Origin of the sequence: Burkholderia sp. MBR-1 (genome assembly GCF_013822785.1) — a bacterium.
GTDB classification, from domain to species: domain Bacteria; phylum Pseudomonadota; class Gammaproteobacteria; order Burkholderiales; family Burkholderiaceae; genus Burkholderia; species Burkholderia vietnamiensis.
Genome location: NZ_CP053609.1, coordinates 2,173,665 through 2,191,558 on the forward strand (window position 1 = coordinate 2,173,665; position 17,894 = coordinate 2,191,558).

Below are 17,894 nucleotides of genomic sequence, written 5' to 3' on the forward strand. Positions count from 1 at the left end.
AAGGCTGGCGTCGGATGCAAACCATTCGCTCGACCGGTCAGATACGCGTCAAACACGCACCTCAGGCGGCACGTATCGGCATTCGTAGCGCTTGCGCACGGTGCCTGCCTCGTCGACGCTTTCCAGGTACACGTCGAACTGCCAGAGGCGCGCCATGTGCTTGAGCACCTCGTCGCTGTCGTTCGACAGATGCCGGTTGTCGGTCATGAAGTGGCGCAGCGTGAGGCTGCGGTCGCCGCGCGTGTTGACGGCCCACACCTGGATGTTCGGTTCGCGGTGATGGATGTCGTACTGCCGCGACAGCGCCTGGCGCACGTACTGGTAGCCGGATTCGTCGTGGATCGCCGACACTTCGAGCGAATCGCGCATGTCGTCGTCGAGCACCGAGAACAGCCGCATCTCGCGGATCAGGTTCGGCGACAGATACTGCGCGATGAAGCTCTCGTCCTTGAAATTGCGCATCGCGTAGTGCATCGCCGGCAACCACGGCGTGCCCGCGATTTCCGGAAACCACTTGTAGTCCTCTTCCGTCGGCGCTTCGCAGATGCGGCGGATGTCGCTCATCATCGAGAAGCCGAGCGCATACGGGTTGATCCCGCTGTAGTACGGCTTCGTGACCGGCGGCTGATAGACGACGTTGCTGTGCGAATGCAGGAACTCCATCATGAAGCCGTCTTCAAGCTTGCCCTGGTTGTACAGCGTGTTCAGCAGCGTGTAATGCCAGAACGTGGCCCAGCCTTCGTTCATCACCTGCGTCTGCCGCTGCGGGTAGAAGTACTGGCCGATCTTGCGCACGATGCGGATCACCTCACGCTCCCACGGCTCGAGCAGCGGCGCGTTCTTTTCCGCGAAATACAGCAGGTTCTCCTGCGGCTCCGGCGGATAGCGGCCTTCCTGCTCCTCGGCCAGTTCGGGCTTCTTGCCCGGCAGCGTGCGCCACAGCTCGTTGACCTGCGACTGCAGATACGCCTCGCGCTCGCGCCGCAGCGCCGCTTCCTTCGACAGCGACGGCTTCTGCGGCCGCTTGTAGCGGTCGACGCCGTAGTTCATCAGCGCGTGACACGAATCGAGCAGCTCCTCGACGCGATCGAGGCCATAGCGCTCCTCGCATTCGGCGACGTAGTTCTTCGCGTACACGAGATAGTCGATGATCGCGTGCGCGTCGGTCCACAGCCGGAACAGGTAGTTGCCCTTGAAGAACGAGTTGTGGCCGTAGGCCGCATGCGCGATCACCAGCGCCTGCATCGTCATCGTGTTCTCTTCCATCAGATACGCGATGCAAGGGTTCGAGTTGATGACGATCTCGTAGGCGAGGCCCATCTGGCCGCGCCGATAGCTCTTCTCGGTGGCGAGGAAATGCTTGCCGAACGACCAGTGTCGGTAGTTGACGGGCATCCCGACCGACGCATACGCGTCCATCATCTGCTCGGCGCTGATCAGTTCGAGCTGGATCGGATAGATGTCGAGCTCGTACTGCTCGGCGACCTGCGCGATGTGCGTGTCGTATTCCTCGAGCAGCTCGAACGTCCAGTCGGACGGGCACGGCAGCGGCTTGCGTTCGGCAACGTTCATACGCGCTTCCTTCTGCCCGGCAGCGGGCAAGTCGGCGGCCGGCGCAGCGGGCCCGGCCTGGCCGCTTTGCTGCGATGCGGCGGGGCCGGCCGTGTCGTCGCCGGAAGGGCGCGGCGCATAGCCGCGCGATTCGTTGTGCAGATGGCGCGTTGTCATGACATTTCCACCTGCTTTTCGAACAACTCGCGAAATACCGGGTAGATGTCGGCAGCCGATTCGACTTTCTTCATCGCGAGATGCGGTTGCGACAGCGCCAGTTGCGCATACTCCAGCCACAGATTCTGCTCTTCCGGAGCGACCTGGATGTAGGCGAAATAACGCGTCTTGGTGAGGATATCCTCTTCGAGGATTTTGCGACACTTCGGCGAATCGTCGGTCCAGTTGTCGCCGTCCGACGCCTGCGCGCCGTAGATGTTCCACTCGGTCGGCGAGTAGCGCTCGTCCATTACCTTGCGCATCAGCTCGAGCGCGCTCGACACCACGGTGCCGCCGCTTTCCGTCGAATGGAAGAAGGTGTCCTCGTCGACTTCCTCGGCGCGCGTGTGGTGACGAATGAACACGACCTCGATGCGTTCGTAGTTGCGCTTCAGGAACAGGTACAACAGGATGAAGAAGCGCTTCGCGAGATCCTTGCGCTGTTCGTCCATCGAGCCCGACACGTCCATCAGGCAGAACATCACGGCCTGGCTCGACGGCTGCGGCTGCTTGACGCGATTCACGTAGCGCAGGTCGAACGGATCGATGAACGGAATCCGCCAGATGCGCCCTTTCAGATGATGGATCTCGGCTTCGAGCGTCGCGATTTCCGCACGGCGATCTTCCGGATCGTTCTTCAGCGCCTCGAGCTGCGCTTCGAGCTCGCGCAGCTCGTTCACGAGCGGCGAACCGAGCGCGATGCGCCGGCCGAGCGCGCTTCTGAGCGAGCGCACGACGTCGATGTTGTTCGGCGTGCCTTCCGCCGCCCAGCCCGCGCGCACGTTCTTCCAGCTCGGCACCGTGAGCAGGTGCGTCTTCACGAGGCGCGGCAGTTCGAGATCGTCGAAGAAGTACTGCATGAATTCGTCGCGCGACAACTCGAACACGAAGTCGTCCTGCCCTTCGCCGTCGTTGCTCGCCTGACTGCCGCCGCCGCCCGAGCCGCCCTGCGGGCGCGGAATCTTGTCGCCGCGCACGTAGTCCTCGTTGCCGGGGTGCACGTATTCACGACGGCCGCCCGGCCCGTGCCGGAAGGTCGGCTCCGCGATGTCCTTGCGCGGAATCGTGATGCTTTGCGTGCTCTGGATATCCTTGATGCTACGATCGCGCACCGCGTCCGACACGGCACGACGAATGTAGTTCTTGACGCGACGCAGAAAGCGTTCGCGGTTGGCGATGCTCTTGTTCTTGCCGGCCAGCCTGCGGTCGATGATTTGATGAAGCACTCCCGGTCTCCCGCTCGAAAGTCGATATGCCGGGACGCTCGCCGCACATGCCGTCTGCCGTCATGCGGGCGGCGCCTCTGAAGGTGCCCGCGCGGACCCTCCGCACGGGCACGGTACCGCGCGCGTCATGACGACTTGCGCACGCGCAGGTACCAGTCGCAAAGCAGCCTCACCTGCTTCGGCGTATAGCCCTTCGCGACCATCCGGTTCACAAAGTCCTCATGCTTGCGTTGCTCCTCCGCCGAGCCCTTCGCGTTGAACGAAATGACCGGCAACAGTTCCTCGGTATTCGAGAACATCTTCTTCTCGATCACGACCCGCAACTTCTCGTAGCTCGTCCACACCGGGTTCTTGCCGGCGTTCGCGGCCCGCGCGCGCAACACGAAGTTCACGATCTCGTTGCGGAAATCCTTCGGGTTGCTGATGCCGGCCGGCTTCTCGATCTTCTCCAGTTCGGCGTTCAGCGCGGCGCGGTCGAAGCTCTCGCCCGTGTCGTGATCGCGGAACTCCTGATCCTGGATCCAGAAATCCGCATACGTGACGTAGCGGTCGAAGATGTTCTGCCCGTATTCCGAATACGATTCGAGGTACGCCGTCTGGATTTCCTTGCCGATGAACTCCGCATAACGCGACGCCAACACGTCCTTCACGAACGACAGATACTTCTGCTCCGTTTCCGGTGGGAACTGCTCGCGTTCGATCTGCTGTTCGAGCACGTACATCAGATGCACCGGGTTCGCGGCGACTTCGCTCGTGTCGAAGTTGAACACGCGCGACAGGATCTTGAACGCGAAGCGCGTCGATACGCCCGTCATCCCTTCGTCCACGCCCGCGTAGTCGCGATACTCCTGGTACGACTTCGCCTTGGGATCGGTGTCCTTCAGGTTCTCGCCGTCGTACACCTGCATCTTCGAAAAGAGGCTCGAATTCTCCGGCTCGTGCAGCCGCGACAGCACCGCGAACTGCGACATCATCTTCAGCGTGCCGGGCGCGCACACTGCTTCGGCCAGCGACGAATTGCGGATCAGCTTCTCGTAGATCTTGATCTCTTCCGACACGCGCAGGCAATACGGCACCTTCACGACGAAGATCCGGTCGAGCAGCGCCTCGTTGTTGCGGTTGTTGCGGAACGCCTTCCACTCCGACTCGTTCGAGTGCGCGAGAATCACGCCGTCGAACGGAATCGCGCCGAAACCTTCGGTGCCCTTGAAGTTGCCTTCCTGCGTCGCGGTGAGCAGCGGGTGCAGCACCTTGATCGGCGCCTTGAACATTTCGACGAATTCGAGCAGCCCCTGGTTCGCCAGGCACAGGCCGCCCGAGTAGCTGTACGCATCGGCGTCGTCCTGCGCGTACTGCTCGAGCTTGCGGATGTCGACCTTGCCGACGAGCGACGAGATGTCCTGATTGTTCTCGTCGCCGGGCTCCGTCTTCGCGATGCCGATCTGCCGCAGGATCGACGGGTAGCGACGCACCACGCGGAACTGACGGATGTCGCCGTTGTATTCGTGCAGGCGCTTCACGGCCCACGGGCTGAGGATGCTCTTCAGATAGCGGCGCGGAATGCCGTATTGCTCTTCGAGGATCGGGCCGTCTTCGTCGTAGTCGAACAGCCCGAGCGGCGATTCGTTGACGGGCGAGCCCTTCAGCGAATAGAACGGCACGCGTTCCATCAACTGCTTGAGACGCTCGGCGATCGACGACTTGCCGCCGCCGACCGGCCCGAGCAGGTAGAGGATCTGCTTCTTCTCTTCAAGCCCTTGCGCAGCGTGGCGGAAGTACGCAACCACCTGCTCGATCACTTCCTCCATTCCGTAAAACTCACGGAAGGCGGGATAGACCTTGATAACCTTGTTCGCGAAGATCCGCGACAGGCGCGGGTCGTTGCGGGTATCGATTTGCTCGGGTTCCCCGATTGCAGCCAGCATGCGTTCGCCTGCCGTGGCGTACGCTGACGGATCGTTCTTGCAGAGCGCGAGGTACTCCTCCAGCGAGAATTCTTCCTCTCGCGTTTTTTCGAAGCGGTTCGCGAAGCTGCTGTAAATATCCATGCTACCTCCCTCGCGTGAGTCGTAAGACTTGCCTGCCTTCCTATGACTGCGCAGAAGCAAGCGCGTTCGAATTCATCCTAAACCCTTTCTTATTTTTTTTCACGACATCTTCGTATGAAGTTCGTCATTCTCGACAACACCGGTTGGACAATGCATTTCGTCGCTTTACAATCGATCTCCCGAGCCGCATAAACTGCATCCGCCGCGTCTCGCCGAGCAGCGGAACGTCTCGTGCGTCGGATGGCTTCTCCGTCGTCGTCGCGCCGTTCACACTCCCCTTCACGCCCCCTTCTTCATAGACGTTCGAGCAGACGTTTGCGACGACACGTCGCGCCCACCGTTACAAATTTTTTTCGCATCGTCAGGAGATACCCGTAGCGCGGATGCACATCGCGCGTCGACGCGTGAATGTTCACGGACGGTGTCACATTCGACCGGCCGCACGAACGACGACGCCCGCATGCGCGGGCGTCCGTGTGACTTCGTCAAATGGGGATTGATGCAGACGGCAGGCGCGCGCATGCGCGTATCAGAACGTCTCCCAATCGTCGGCGCCGGCCGTTGTCGCAGCCGGTGACGGCGCGCTCGCTGCGGCCGCCGGCTTGCGCGCCGGTGCCGTGCGCTTCGGTGCGGCGTCACGCTCGTTGCGCGTGGCAGGCGCGGCGGTCGGCCCAGCGGGCACGGAAGGTGCGGCTGCCGCGGCCGGCTGCGCAGCGGGCGCAGGCTTCGCGCGCGGCGCCTGACGCGTGGCGCCGGCTGCGACCGACGGTCGCGCCGCGTCGTCGTCGAGCCGGAACACCGCTGCCGTTTCGCGCAGGCGCGCCGCCTGTTCGTCGAGCGATTGCGCGGCGGCCGCCGCTTCCTCGACGAGCGCCGCGTTCTGTTGCGTGACTTCGTCCATCTGCGCGACCGCGCGAGCAACTTGATCGATGCCGCTGCTCTGCTCTTCGGACGCCGCGGCGATCTCGCCCATGATGTCCGTCACGCGCTGCACCGCGGCGATCACGTCGTGCATCGTGCGGCCGGCTTCGTCGACCAGTTGCGAGCCCGTGTGGATACGCTCCACCGACGCGTCGATCAGCGCCTTGATCTCCTTGGCCGCGCTCGACGAGCGCTGCGCGAGGCTGCGCACCTCGCCCGCGACGACCGCAAAGCCGCGCCCTTCCTCGCCGGCGCGCGCCGCTTCGACGGCCGCGTTCAGCGCCAGGATGTTGGTTTGAAACGCGATGCCTTCGATGATCGCGATGATGTCCGCGATCTTCGCCGAGCTGTCGTTGATTTCGCCCATCGTGCCGACCACCTGGCCGACCACCGTATTGCCCTTGTTGGCGATCTCCGATGCGTTCGCAGCCAGCGCGCTCGCCTGCCGTGCATTGTCCGCGTTCTGTTTCACGGTGCCGGTCAGCTGCTCCATGCTCGATGCAGTTTCCTGCAGCGCGGACGCCTGCTCCTCCGTACGCGACGACAGGTCGATGTTGCCGGCGGCAATTTCCCGCGCGGCCGTCGCGATCGACTCGCTGCCGCCGCGCACCGTGCGCACGGTGTCGACGAGCCCGCGCTGCATCTTCGCGAGACCGTTCAGCAGTTGCCCCATTTCGTCACGCCGCTGCACGACGATCGCACGGCGCAGGTCGCCTGCGGCGATCGCGTCGAAATGACCGAGCGCCTCCGCGAGCGGGCGGCCGATCGCGCGGGTCAGCGTCAGCCACGACAGCACCGCGGCGACGAAGCCGGCGAGCAGCGCGACGACGGACACTACGCGCAACGTTTCGTACACCGATTCCGCGTGATCGAAGCCGCGCTGAGCGTCGGAGAACTGAAAATTGCGCAACGCCTCGCTCGCGGTCGTGAGGTCGTTGTACTTCACCTGGAGTTGCTTGGCGCCTTCGCCGAGCCGGTCACGGTCGCCGGCCGTGACGAGCGCGCCGAACGCGTCGCAGTTGCGCTGCAGCGCCTGTCGCTTTGCGGCGACGTCCTGCGCGATGCGGTCTTCCTCCGGGCCGCGCGGCAGATCGAGGTACTTCTTCCACCACGCGTCGGACTGCGCGCGCATCTCGCGGCTGCGCTCGACCGCCGTGGCCGAATCGGGCGTGCCCACCAGCAGCGCGGCGCGATCGAGCGCCAGCCGCTCGCGCGCCGCGTAGGTGTCCGCGACGGCCACGTCGACCGCGCTCGGCATCTGGTTCGTGAACAGCTCGCGCATCGAGTCGTTCGCCGTGCTCATCCCGTAGAGGCCGAGCACCCCGATCACCGCCAGCAGCACCGCGAGAAACGCCATCGTCAAGCCGATGCGCGCCCGTATCGTCAGGTTTGCGATCACCATCATTGTTCCTGTCTTGCGTCGTCATGGACGGGCCTGGCCCGTTTCGAAACACTGTTTCGCTCCGATACATTTACGACCATTCGACGCACAACTTGATGGTATTGCTATCAATTTTCTCAGCAATCCTGTCATTCATTACGTATGAATGAATGAAGGGGACGCAACACGGCAGCGTGTCGCGCGACGCGCGCGCGCTGCAATCGACGGCGACGGGTGTTGGAGGATGACCGGCCGCCGGCTCGTGCCGGCGGCGGAAGCCGCGCGATCCGGCGTTATCAGGCCAGTTCGGCGAGGGTGGGAATCGAAGGCTGCGCGCCCGCGCGCGTGACCGAGACGGCCGCGGCGCGCTGCGCAAAACGGATCGAGGCGTCGACGCCGTCGCCGGCCGCGAGCCGGGCCGCGAAGCCGCCGATGAAGGTGTCGCCGGCGGCGGTCGTGTCGAGCGCCTGCACGACGGGCGCCGGATAGTGGCGCGCCGCGCCGTCGGCGCTGAGCGCCAGCACGCCGCGCGCGCCGAGCGTGATCAGCACGTTGCGTGCGCCGGCCGCCTGCAGCGCGCGCGCGGCAGCTTCCGCGTCGGCCGGATCGCGCACCGGCAGGCCGGTCAGCGCGGCGGCCTCGACCTCGTTCGGAATCAGATAGTCGACCAGCGGCAGCCAGCCGTCGGGCAGCGGCGCGACGGCCGGCGCCGGGTTCAGCACCACCGTGCGCCCGAGGCGCCGCCCGGCCGACAGCGCCGCGAATACCGCGTCCGGCGGCGTCTCGAGCTGGCAGATCAGCACGTCGGCCGCGGCGATCGCGGCCTCGTGCTGCGCGACCGTTGCGGGCGTGACTTCGCCGTTGCCGCCCGCGACGATCACGATCGTGTTCTGGCTCGCATCGTCGACGACGATCAGCGCGACGCCCGTCGATGCGGACGCGCTCGTCGCGACCCGCGAGCAATCGATGCCTTCCGCCTCGAGGCCCGCGCGCAGCGCTGCGCCGTGCGCGTCCGCGCCGACACAGCCGATCATCGCGACCTGCGCGCCCAGGCGCGCGGCGGCGACGGCCTGGTTGCCGCCCTTGCCGCCCGCTGCCTGCGCATACGCGCGGCCGGCCAGCGTTTCGCCCGGCAACGGCAGCCGCGGCGCACGTACGACGAGATCCATGTTGAGGCTGCCGACCACCGTCACGCGGCCTGCACCGGCGTTGGGCGCCGTCATGCGCGCGTACCGGGCATGGCCGGCTCCCGATAGACCGACGTCGATTCGCGCAGCACGAGCCGCGGCGACACGACGCGGCGGCGGCTCGGCGCGGCCGTCGAGCCGCCGCCGATCCGCTCGATCAGCGTCTGCGCGGCCATTTCGCCGAGCGCCCGCACCGACTGCCCGACCGTCGACAGCGCCGGATAGGTGTAGCGGGAAAACTCGATGTCGTCGAAGCCGATGATCGAGCATTCGTCCGGCACGCGGATGCCGCGCTCGGCCGCCGCGCGCAGCGCGCCGACGCCCATCAGGTCGTTGCCGGCGAAAATCGCGCTCGGCTGCACCGTCTCGAACAGCCGCGCCGCCGCGTGATAGCCGCCGAGGCACGAAAAATCGCTTTCGGCGATCGCGCCCGGCACGATGTCGATGCCGCGCTCGGCCATCGCGCGGATGAAGCCGTGCACGCGCATCGCGCTGACGGCCGTGTCGGTCGGGCCGGTGATGCAGCCGATCTTCGCGTGGCCGAGCTCGAGCAGATGCCGCGTGGCCAGATACGCGCCGCGCTCGTGGTCGATCTGCACGAGGTCGGCTGGCAGCCCCTCGATGTTGCGATCGACGACGACGAGCGGCGCTTGCGAATCGGCGAGCGTCTGCGCGAGCACGGCGTCCTCGCCGGCCGATGCGACGATCAGCCCGTCGATGCGCTTTTCCTGCAGCACGCGCAGGTAGTTGCGCTGCTTCACCGGATCGTCGTCCGAGTTGCAGAAGAACACGCAATAGCCGTTCGCCGCGCATTGATCCTCGATGCCGCGTGCAAGCTCCGCGAAATACGGATTCGTGCTGTTCGGCACGACGAGGCCGATGGTCGCCGTCGCGCGCGCCTTCAGCGAGCGCGCTACGGCCGACGGCACGTAGTTCAGCTCGCGAATCGCGCCTTCGACCTTCGCGCGCACATCCGCGGACACCGGCCGCGAATTGTTCACTACGTGCGAGACGGTCGTAAACGACACGCCCGCCATGGCCGCTACATCCTTGATCGTCGCCATATCCCGTTTCTCTTTGGTCTGCGTTCCATGTTGTTCTACCGTGCGCGCGAGCGCCGGCTGCGATACGTGTCGAGCACGACGGCCACCACGATCACCGCCCCCGTGATGATCCGTTTGGTGGGCTCGTTCGCGCCGATCTGCGCAAGCCCCGCCGCCAGCACGGAGATGATCAAAACGCCGAAGAACGTGCTGATCACCGAGCCGCGCCCGCCCATCAGGCTCGTGCCGCCGATCACGACGGCCGCGATCACCTGCAGCTCGAGGCCCACGCCCGCGTTCGGGTCCGCCGCTTCGAGCCGCGAAATCTGGAACAGCGACGCGAGCCCGGCAAGCGCGCCCATCAATGCGAATACGAGGATTTTATACGGCCGCGGGTTAACCCCTGCCAGCCGCACGGCTTCTTCGTTCGTGCCGATTCCGACCAGATAGCGTCCGAACACGGTGCGTGTCAGCACGAACTGCGCGGCGATCATCACCGCGACCGCGATCAGGAACGCCGGCGAAATGCCGAGCGCGATCGGGTTCGACAGGAAATCGAATGCGTCGCCAATATACGCGGTGCGCGAATTCGTCAGCTGGTACGCGAGCCCGCGCGCGCCTTCCAGCACGCCGAGCGACACGATGAACGACGGAATCCGCCAGCCGACCGTCACCGCGCCCGTCAGCGAGCCGGTCACGGTGGCGACCGCGATGCCGCTCAGCGCGGCGGGCAACGGCGCCCACTGCCATTTCAGCGCGGCCACGCTGACCATCGACGCGGCCAGCGCCAGGACGGAGCCGACCGACAGGTCGATGCCGGCGATGATCAGCACGAACGTCATGCCGACCGACATCACGACGAGATCGGGGATCTGGTTCGCGATCGTGCTGAACGTGTCGTAGGTCAGGAAGTGCGAGCTCAGCGCCGAAAACAGCGCGACCATCGCGACGAGCGCACCGGCGAGCCCGAGGTAGTTCGAGACGCCGAGCCGTGTGCCGGACAGCGTGCGCGCGCGGCGCCCGGTCAGGTCCTGCTGTGCGCCTGCGTCGCTCGGAGATACGGGAGGCTGGGTCATGAGTGTGGTCCTGTGGTCGAAACCGCGGAAGCCGCGCGCGGCGCCGCTCCCGCATCCGGATGCTGCGTGCCGTCCGGCAACGCGTCGCGGCCGAAGCCGGCGAACGCGGCGGCCAGCAGCGCATCCTGAGTCCAGTTGCCGCGTTCGAACACGGCGGTCATGCGGCCGGCCGACATCACGCCGATCCGGTCGCAGATCAGCATCAGCTCGCGCAGGTCGCTCGATACGACCACCAGCGCGCGGCCGTCGCGCGCCAGCGCGCCCATCAGCGTGTAGATCTCGAACTTCGCGCCGACGTCGATGCCGCGCGTCGGCTCGTCGAACAGCAGCACGCCCATGTCACGTGCGAGCCAGCGGCCGATCACGACCTTCTGCTGGTTGCCGCCCGACAGTTCGCCGACTGGCTGCGCCGCGCCGTGCGTGCGGATCCGCAACGCGTCGATCTGCTGCTCGGCGAGCGCCGTTTCGCGCGCCGTATCGACGACGCCGCCGCGCGCGAGCCGATCGAGCTGGCCGAGCGACACGTTGGAGGCGACCGATTGCGTGAGCAGCAGCCCTTCGCCCTTGCGGTCCTCGGTGATCAGCGCGATGCCGTGCGCGACCGCGTCGACCGGCGACTGGATGCGCACCGGCTGCGGCGGTTCGCCGACCGCGATCATGCCCGTATCGGGCGTGTCCGCGCCGTAGATCAGCCGCAGCAATTCGGTGCGCCCCGCGCCGATCAGCCCGGAGATGCCGAAGATGTCGCCGGCGCGCACTTCGAGCGACACGTCCTGCACGGCCGTGCCGCGCGTCATGCCCGACACGACGAGGCGCGGCGCGCCGATCCGGCGCGCGCCGAGATCGATGTGCTCGCCGAGCTCGCGGCCAACCATCAGCGTGACGAGCCCGTCGGCGCTGATCGCGGCCATGTCGCCGACGTGCACGAGCCGGCCATCGCGCAGCACCGCGACCCGCTCGGCAACGCGCGCGAGCTCCTCGAGCCGGTGCGAGATATAGACGATCGCGACGCCGCGCGCCTTCAAGCGGTCGATCTGCTCGAACAGCAGTTCGACCTCGCGCGCGGTCAGCATCGCGGTCGGCTCGTCGAGGATCAGCACGCGACAGTCGCCGATCAGGTTGCGCGCGATCTCGACCATCTGTTGATGGCCGATGCCGAGCGCGCCGACCGGCGTATCGGGATCGATCGCGTCGAGCCCGACCTGCGCCATCGCGGCCCGCGCATCGGCGCGCAGCCGCGCGCGGTCGATGATGCCGAAGCGCCGCGGCAGCCGGTTCAGAAACAGGTTCTCGGCGACCGTCAGCGTCGGCAGCAGGTTCAGCTCCTGCATCACCATGCGCACGCCGAGCGCCTCGGCCTGCGTGCGGCTGGCCGGCGCATACGCGTCGCCGCCGAGCTGCATCGTGCCGGTCGTCGGCTCGACCAGCCCGCCGATGATCTTCGACAGCGTGCTCTTGCCCGCGCCGTTCTCGCCGGTCAGCGCGAGCGCCTGGCCCGCCGCGAGCGTCAGCGTGACGTCGGCGAGCACCGGTTCGGCGTAGGTCTTGCCCACGCCGGATACGGCGAGCACGGGGACGACTGGACGGGAAGGTTGGAAGGTCGGTTCCATCGCGATCCTGGTTGCGGCCGCGCGCCCGCGGCGTGCGGTTATGACGCTCACAAGTGCATGGGTATGCCGTGGCCGTGATCGCGCTCACTCCAGATAACGGCCGCCGCCCGGAATTCTTGAGGGACGGCGGCCGTCATCGGTGCGGCGTCACGTGGTCACTCGGTCACTTGGTGACGAGGTCGACCGGCGTCTCGACCACGCCGGACAGCTCAGACTGCTTGCGATGCTCGGCGATGGCCTTCAGCGCCGTGTCGATGCCGAACACCGCCTGCTTCGCCGCGTACTGGTCGGCGGTCGCGAGCACGCGGCCGTCCTTCAGCATCGGCTTGATCGCGTTGATGTTGTCGTAGCCGACCACCAGCACCTTGCCCTGCTTGCCCGCCGCCCGCACCGCCGACACGGCGCCGATCGCCATGTTGTCGTTGCCGCACAGGAGCGCGCGCAGGTTCGGGTATTCGTTGAGCATCGCGGACGCGACCGCGTTGCCCTTGTCGATCTCCCATTCGCCCGACTGCACCGACACGACCTTCATGCCGCCCGCCTTCATCGCATCCTGGAAGCCGGCCGTGCGCTGCTGCGCGTTGGTGGTCGTCGACACGCCTTCGACGATGCCGACCTGGTCGCCCGCCTTGAGCCTCTTCGCGAGGTAGTCGCCGACCTTGCGCGCGCCCTTGCGGTTGTCGGGGCCGACGAACGGCACGTTCAGGTTCTTCGACTTCAGCACGTCGGGATCGAGCCGGTTGTCGATGTTCACGACGACGATGCCCGCGTCGACCGCCTTCTTCACCACCGGCACGAGCGCCTTCGAATCGGCCGGCGCGAGCACGATCGCGTCGACCTTCGACACGATCATCTGCTCGACGATGCGGATCTGGTTGGCGGTGTCGGTCTCGTCCTTGATGCCGTTCGTGATCAGGTCGAACTGGCCGGCGTTGTGCTTCTGGTATTCCTTCGCGCCGTTTTCCATCGTCAGGAAGAACTCGTTGGCGAGCGACTTCATCACCAGCGCGACCTTCGGCTTGGCCGCAGACTGCGCATACGCGGCCGGGGTGGCGGCGACCGCGACGGCGGCGAGCGCGGCGGTCAGGAAGCGACGGCGAAACAGGACCTTCATACTCATCTCCTGGCGATCGGCCCGGCGGGCCGGATTGTTTTGTTTGGCTGTTGTTTTAATGCAAGCAAACGTTTGCGCTACATGAACCGGACATTGGCCATCGATGCTGCTTGTCGGTATCACGAAATGGAAACGGGGCAGACGGCCGACTGCCTGGCGCGCGCTGTCGTCGACGCGCCACCGCCGGCGGGAAGCCGGCGGAGTGACGGCTATGCTGTACCGTTTCGGTTCGGCGCGCAACCCGGGCGATCGCTATTTAAGGGTTTGTTCTGAGCGGGCTGGGGTGCGTTACGCCGCGATGGCTGGTTATGCTGCGGCGGTACGTTGCGGCAGGACTTGCCGGCGCGGTGTTTCCAGATGTGGCGGATGCGCCCCCTCCAGCCGAGGCGATGCGCTTCAGACCGTCGCGTGAATCGCGGCAGCGCACCGTCAGCCGCGCCCGGCCGGCCGGACCACGCGATGCCGCGTCGTCGCGCGGCCGTAGGGAGCGACAGGCAGGCGAGCGCCTGCCGCCCTTCACTTCGCCGCCAGTTACACCGCCTCGCGCAACTGCGCCGCGATCTCGGCTTCGTTCAACTGCGGCGCGAACATCTCGATCAGGCGGTACGCATAGGCGCGCAGGAACGCGCCTTTGCGCAGCCCGACGCGGGTCGTGCTCGCCTCGAACAGGTGCTGCGTGTCGAGCGCGACGAGCCCCGTGTCGCGCTGCGGATCGAACGCCATCGCCGCGACCACGCCGATCCCCATCCCGAGCTCGACGTAAGTCTTGATGACGTCAGCATCGATCGCGGTCAGCACGACGTCGGGCACCGCGCCGGCCTGCGCGAACGCCTGGTCGATGTGCGAGCGGCCGGTGAAATCCTGGTCGTAGGTGATGATCGGATATTCGGCGATCTCGTCGAGCGTCAGATGCTCGCGTCCGACGAGCGGATGCCCTTTGGGCACGACGACCGTGTGGTGCCACGAATAGCACGGGAACGTGACGATGTCCGGATAGCGGTCGAGCGCCTCGGTCGAGATGCCGAGATCGGCTTCGCCGTTCAGGATCATCTGCGCGATCTGCTGCGGGCTACCCTGGCGCAGCGCGAGATGCACCTTCGGGAACACTTCGGTGAACTGGCGGATCACCTTCGGCAGCGCGTAGCGCGCCTGCGTGTGCGTCGTCGCGACGACGAGGTGGCCGCTGTCCTGATCGGCGAACTGGCGCGCGACGCGCCGCAGGTTCTCGGCGTCGAGCAGCATCCGCTCGATCAGCTGGTGCACGGCCTTGCCCGGCTCGGTGAGGCCGGTGAGCCGCTTGCCGCGCCGGATGAAGATGTCGACGCCCAGCTCGTCCTCGAGATCCTTGATCTGCTTCGACACGCCCGACTGCGACGTGTACAGCACGTTCGCGACTTCGGTCAGGTTCATGTTCTGGCGCACGGCCTCGCGCACGAAGCGCAATTGCTGAAAATTCATGGGTATGCCTCTTGGGCTGTCGTTGTTCGAAGATCGATCGGGAGCGGTATCCGCCCTCTTCTCATGACCGGGTTCGGGCGTCAGTGTGCGGGAAAGACCCGCAGCGCGCGCGGCACGGCCGTCGCGCCGTCGCCGACCTGCAGCGCGAGCGCACGCCACGCGTCGCGATCGAGCTCGGCTTCCAGCGCCCCGCCCGTGCGCGCCTCCAGCTCGACGCGCACCGAGCCGCCGAGCGGAATCACGCGGCGCACGTCCACCGCGATGCCGTCGCGATGGCCGCCGCCCACCGGCCACAGCTGCAGGTCGTGCGGCCGCACGTAGGCGTGTGCGGGGCCCGCGAAATCGGCGTCGACCGCGATCGACGCCGCCGCGCCATCGGCGACGAAACCGCGCGCGGCGACCGTGCCCGGCAGCCGGTTCGCCGCGCCGAGGAATTCGTAGACGAACGCGCTTTGCGGATGGTCGTAGACGTCCTGCGGGCTGCCGACCTGCTCGACGTGACCGCGGTTCAGCACGACGATGCGATCGGCCACCTCGAGCGCCTCCTCCTGGTCGTGCGTGACGAAGATCGTCGAGATGTGCAGGTCGTCGTGCAGGCGCCGCAGCCAGCTGCGCAGTTCCTTGCGCACCTTCGCGTCGAGCGCGCCGAACGGCTCGTCGAGCAGCAGCACCTTCGGCTCCACCGCGAGCGCGCGAGCCAGCGCGATGCGCTGGCGCTGGCCGCCCGACAGTTCGGACGGATAGCGCTGCGCGAGCCAGTCGAGCTGCACGAGCTTCAGCAGCTCGTGCACCTTGTCGCGAATCACCGTTTCCGACGGGCGTTCGCGGCGCGGCTTCACGCGCAGGCCGAAGGCAACGTTCTCGAACACGGTCATGTGGCGGAACAGCGCGTAATGCTGGAACACGAAGCCGACCTGGCGATCGCGCGCGCCGACCGACGCGACGTCGAGGCCCTGCAGCAGGACCTGGCCGGCGTCCGCGTGCTCGAGGCCCGCGATCACGCGCAGCAGCGTGGTCTTGCCGCAGCCGGACGGCCCGAGCAGCGCGACGAGCTCGCCCGGCGGGAAATCGAGCGACACGTTGTCGAGCGCGGTGAAATCGCCGAAGCGCTTCTGAAGATGACGGACGGTGATACCCATTCTGTTTGCCTCTTTACGATTTCGACGAAACGGCCGCGACGGGGCCGGCATGAGCGGGAACGTCGTCGCGTGCCCCGGCCAGTTCGGCGGCGAGGTGACGCTCGGCGAGCAGCTTCAGCGCGAGCGTGACGAGCGCGAGCAGCGCAAGCACCGACGCCACCGCGAACGCCGCCGCGAAGTTGTATTCGTTGTACAGGATCTCGACGTGCAGCGGCATCGTGTCGGTCACGCCGCGGATGTGGCCGGACACGACCGACACCGCGCCGAACTCGCCCATCGCGCGCGCATTGCAGAGGATCACGCCGTACAGCAGACCCCACTTCACGTTCGGCAACGTCACGCGCCGGAAGATCTGCCAGCCCGACGCGCCGAGCACGCGCGCGGCTTCCTCCTCGTCGCTGCCCTGCGCCTGCATCAGCGGGATCAGCTCGCGCGCGACGAACGGGAAGGTGACGAAGATCGTCGCGAGCACGATGCCCGGCACCGCGAAGATGATCTGCACGTCGTGGTCCTGCAGCCACGGCCCGAGCCAGCCCTGCGCACCGAACAACAGCACGTAGACGAGCCCGGAGATCACCGGCGACACGGAGAACGGCAGGTCGATCAGCGTGGTCAGCAACGCCTTGCCGCGGAACTCGAACTTCGCGATCGCCCACGACGCGCACACGCCGAACACGAGATTGAGCGGTACCGCGATCACGGCGACCGTCAGCGTCAGCCTGATCGCCGACCACGCGTCCGGATCTGCGAGCGATTCGAGATAGAAGCCGACGCCCTTGCGCAGCGCCTCGAAGAACACCGCAGCGAGCGGCACGACGAGGAAGAACGCGAGGAACGCGAGCGCGACGCCGATCAGCAGCCAGCGCACGGCGCGCGGCTCGGTCACGGGATCGAGCCGCGTCGCCGCGCGGGCGTGCGCGGCGGCATGGTTGTTCGACACGATGCTGGACTGGCGGCTCATTGCGCACCTCCCGCGGCGCTCGCGGCCACCGCGACGGGCGCGCTCGCGCCCCGGCTCGTGCGGCGCTGCAGATACCACTGCAGCGTGTTGATCAGCAGCAGCATCAGGAACGACACGACCAGCATCACGACCGCCAGCGCGGTCGCGCCCGCGTAGTCGTACTGCTCGAGCTTCGTGATGATCAGCAGCGACGTGATCTCGGACTTCATCGGCACGTTGCCGGCGATGAAGATCACCGACCCGTACTCGCCGAGCGCGCGCGCGAACGCGAGCGCGAAGCCGGTGAGCAGCGCGGGCAGCACGGCCGGCAGCACGACGCGGCGGAACGTGAGCCAGCGCGACGCGCCGAGGCATGCGGCGGCCTCCTCCTGCTCGCGCTCGAAATCCTCGAGCACGGGCTGCACGGTGCGCACGACGAACGGCAGCCCGATGAACGTCAACGCGACCAGCACGCCGGCCGGCGTGAACGCGATCTTGATGCCGAGCGGCGCGAGATACTGGCCGACCCAGCCGTTAGTCGCGTAGACGGCCGCGAGCGAGATGCCCGCGACGGACGTCGGCAGCGCGAACGGCAGGTCGACGATCGCATCGACGACGCGCTTGAACGGGAACGTGTAGCGCACCAGCACCCACGCGACGAGAAAGCCGAACACGGCGTTGATCAACGCGCCGCCGAGTGCGGCCGAAAACGTCAGCCGGTACGACGCGAGCACGCGCGGCGACGTGACGGCCGCGACGAACTGGTCCCACGACAAGGTCGCGGTCTTGAGAAATGTGGCGGCGAGCGGAATCAGCACCACGAGGCTCAAATACGCCACCGTGATGCCGAGCGTCACGCCGAAACCGGGCAGCGCGCTCGGCTTGCGAAAGATGTACGTCGTCATCGGATGCTCTTGCTGGGTCGATGCTGCTCATGGGCCCGACGCATATGCCGGCGCTCGGAATCGCGCGCCGGCCCGTCGG

The 17,894-nt window shown here is 66.6% G+C and carries 13 protein-coding genes; all 13 read right to left on the minus strand.

Annotated features, from left to right (window positions below; genetic code table 11):
* Positions 1–48: 48 nt before the first annotated feature.
* The 13 genes from MBR110_RS09970 to cysT all read right to left on the minus strand — a co-directional run bounded on the left by MBR110_RS09970 (position 49) and on the right by cysT (position 17,815).
* A complete protein-coding gene (locus MBR110_RS09970; RefSeq protein ID WP_034193105.1) occupies positions 49–1,728 on the minus strand; it encodes a SpoVR family protein in 1,680 nt (559 codons plus the stop codon).
* Positions 1,725–2,993: a YeaH/YhbH family protein gene (locus tag MBR110_RS09975; protein WP_011884761.1), complete on the minus strand. Its 1,269-nt coding sequence runs from the start codon at positions 2,991–2,993 to the stop codon at positions 1,725–1,727. Before MBR110_RS09975 ends, MBR110_RS09970 begins: the two co-directional genes overlap by 4 nt.
* 125 nt (positions 2,994–3,118) lie before the next feature.
* On the minus strand, positions 3,119–5,041 hold the full coding sequence (locus MBR110_RS09980) for a PrkA family serine protein kinase (RefSeq protein ID WP_011884759.1): 1,923 nt from the start codon (positions 5,039–5,041) through the stop codon (positions 3,119–3,121).
* Between the two features lie 529 nt (positions 5,042–5,570).
* Complete coding sequence (locus MBR110_RS09985; RefSeq protein WP_059895715.1) at positions 5,571–7,364, minus strand: methyl-accepting chemotaxis protein; 1,794 nt, start codon at positions 7,362–7,364, stop codon at positions 5,571–5,573.
* A gap of 275 nt (positions 7,365–7,639) precedes the next feature.
* Positions 7,640–8,566, minus strand: coding sequence for a ribokinase (gene rbsK / locus MBR110_RS09990; RefSeq protein WP_034193103.1), 927 nt, complete (start codon positions 8,564–8,566; stop codon positions 7,640–7,642).
* Positions 8,563–9,594: a LacI family DNA-binding transcriptional regulator gene (locus MBR110_RS09995; RefSeq protein WP_046427082.1), complete on the minus strand. Its 1,032-nt coding sequence runs from the start codon at positions 9,592–9,594 to the stop codon at positions 8,563–8,565. The genes rbsK and MBR110_RS09995 overlap by 4 nt, the downstream gene beginning before the upstream one ends.
* 35 nt (positions 9,595–9,629) lie before the next feature.
* Complete coding sequence (locus tag MBR110_RS10000) at positions 9,630–10,649, minus strand: ABC transporter permease (RefSeq protein WP_011884751.1); 1,020 nt, start codon at positions 10,647–10,649, stop codon at positions 9,630–9,632.
* Positions 10,646–12,259, minus strand: a complete 1,614-nt coding sequence (locus tag MBR110_RS10005; RefSeq protein WP_181709054.1) for a sugar ABC transporter ATP-binding protein — start codon at positions 12,257–12,259, stop codon at positions 10,646–10,648. The genes MBR110_RS10000 and MBR110_RS10005 overlap by 4 nt, the downstream gene beginning before the upstream one ends.
* A gap of 163 nt (positions 12,260–12,422) precedes the next feature.
* Positions 12,423–13,373 (minus strand): sugar ABC transporter substrate-binding protein, encoded by a 951-nt coding sequence (locus MBR110_RS10010; protein ID WP_014722991.1) that lies wholly within the window; start codon positions 13,371–13,373, stop codon positions 12,423–12,425.
* Between the two features lie 531 nt (positions 13,374–13,904).
* The gene (locus tag MBR110_RS10015) at positions 13,905–14,831 is read right to left on the minus strand and encodes a CysB family HTH-type transcriptional regulator (protein WP_011884743.1); all 927 of its coding nucleotides are present in this window, start codon (positions 14,829–14,831) and stop codon (positions 13,905–13,907) included.
* A gap of 80 nt (positions 14,832–14,911) precedes the next feature.
* A complete protein-coding gene (locus MBR110_RS10020) occupies positions 14,912–15,970 on the minus strand; it encodes a sulfate/molybdate ABC transporter ATP-binding protein (RefSeq protein ID WP_014722990.1) in 1,059 nt (352 codons plus the stop codon).
* Between the two features lie 13 nt (positions 15,971–15,983).
* Positions 15,984–16,931 carry a sulfate ABC transporter permease subunit CysW gene (gene cysW / locus MBR110_RS10025; protein WP_014722989.1) on the minus strand — a complete coding sequence of 316 codons (948 nt, stop codon included), beginning with the start codon at positions 16,929–16,931 and terminating at the stop codon, positions 15,984–15,986.
* Positions 16,928–17,815, minus strand: a complete 888-nt coding sequence (gene cysT / locus MBR110_RS10030; protein ID WP_014722988.1) for a sulfate ABC transporter permease subunit CysT — start codon at positions 17,813–17,815, stop codon at positions 16,928–16,930. Before cysT ends, cysW begins: the two co-directional genes overlap by 4 nt.
* Positions 17,816–17,894 lie beyond the last annotated feature (79 nt).

Coding starts and splice junctions, on each gene's coding strand:
- MBR110_RS09970 (WP_034193105.1), bottom strand. CDS start 1,728: ATGACAACGCGCCATCTGCACAACGAATCGCGCGGCTATGCGCCGCGC.
- MBR110_RS09980 (WP_011884759.1), bottom strand. CDS start 5,041: ATGGATATTTACAGCAGCTTCGCGAACCGCTTCGAAAAAACGCGAGAG.
- MBR110_RS09985 (WP_059895715.1), bottom strand. CDS start 7,364: ATGGTGATCGCAAACCTGACGATACGGGCGCGCATCGGCTTGACGATG.
- rbsK (WP_034193103.1), bottom strand. CDS start 8,566: ATGACGGCGCCCAACGCCGGTGCAGGCCGCGTGACGGTGGTCGGCAGC.
- MBR110_RS09995 (WP_046427082.1), bottom strand. CDS start 9,594: ATGGCGACGATCAAGGATGTAGCGGCCATGGCGGGCGTGTCGTTTACG.
- MBR110_RS10000 (WP_011884751.1), bottom strand. CDS start 10,649: ATGACCCAGCCTCCCGTATCTCCGAGCGACGCAGGCGCACAGCAGGAC.
- MBR110_RS10005 (WP_181709054.1), bottom strand. CDS start 12,259: ATGGAACCGACCTTCCAACCTTCCCGTCCAGTCGTCCCCGTGCTCGCC.
- MBR110_RS10010 (WP_014722991.1), bottom strand. CDS start 13,373: ATGAAGGTCCTGTTTCGCCGTCGCTTCCTGACCGCCGCGCTCGCCGCC.
- MBR110_RS10015 (WP_011884743.1), bottom strand. CDS start 14,831: ATGAATTTTCAGCAATTGCGCTTCGTGCGCGAGGCCGTGCGCCAGAAC.
- MBR110_RS10020 (WP_014722990.1), bottom strand. CDS start 15,970: ATGGGTATCACCGTCCGTCATCTTCAGAAGCGCTTCGGCGATTTCACC.
- cysW (WP_014722989.1), bottom strand. CDS start 16,931: ATGAGCCGCCAGTCCAGCATCGTGTCGAACAACCATGCCGCCGCGCAC.
- cysT (WP_014722988.1), bottom strand. CDS start 17,815: ATGACGACGTACATCTTTCGCAAGCCGAGCGCGCTGCCCGGTTTCGGC.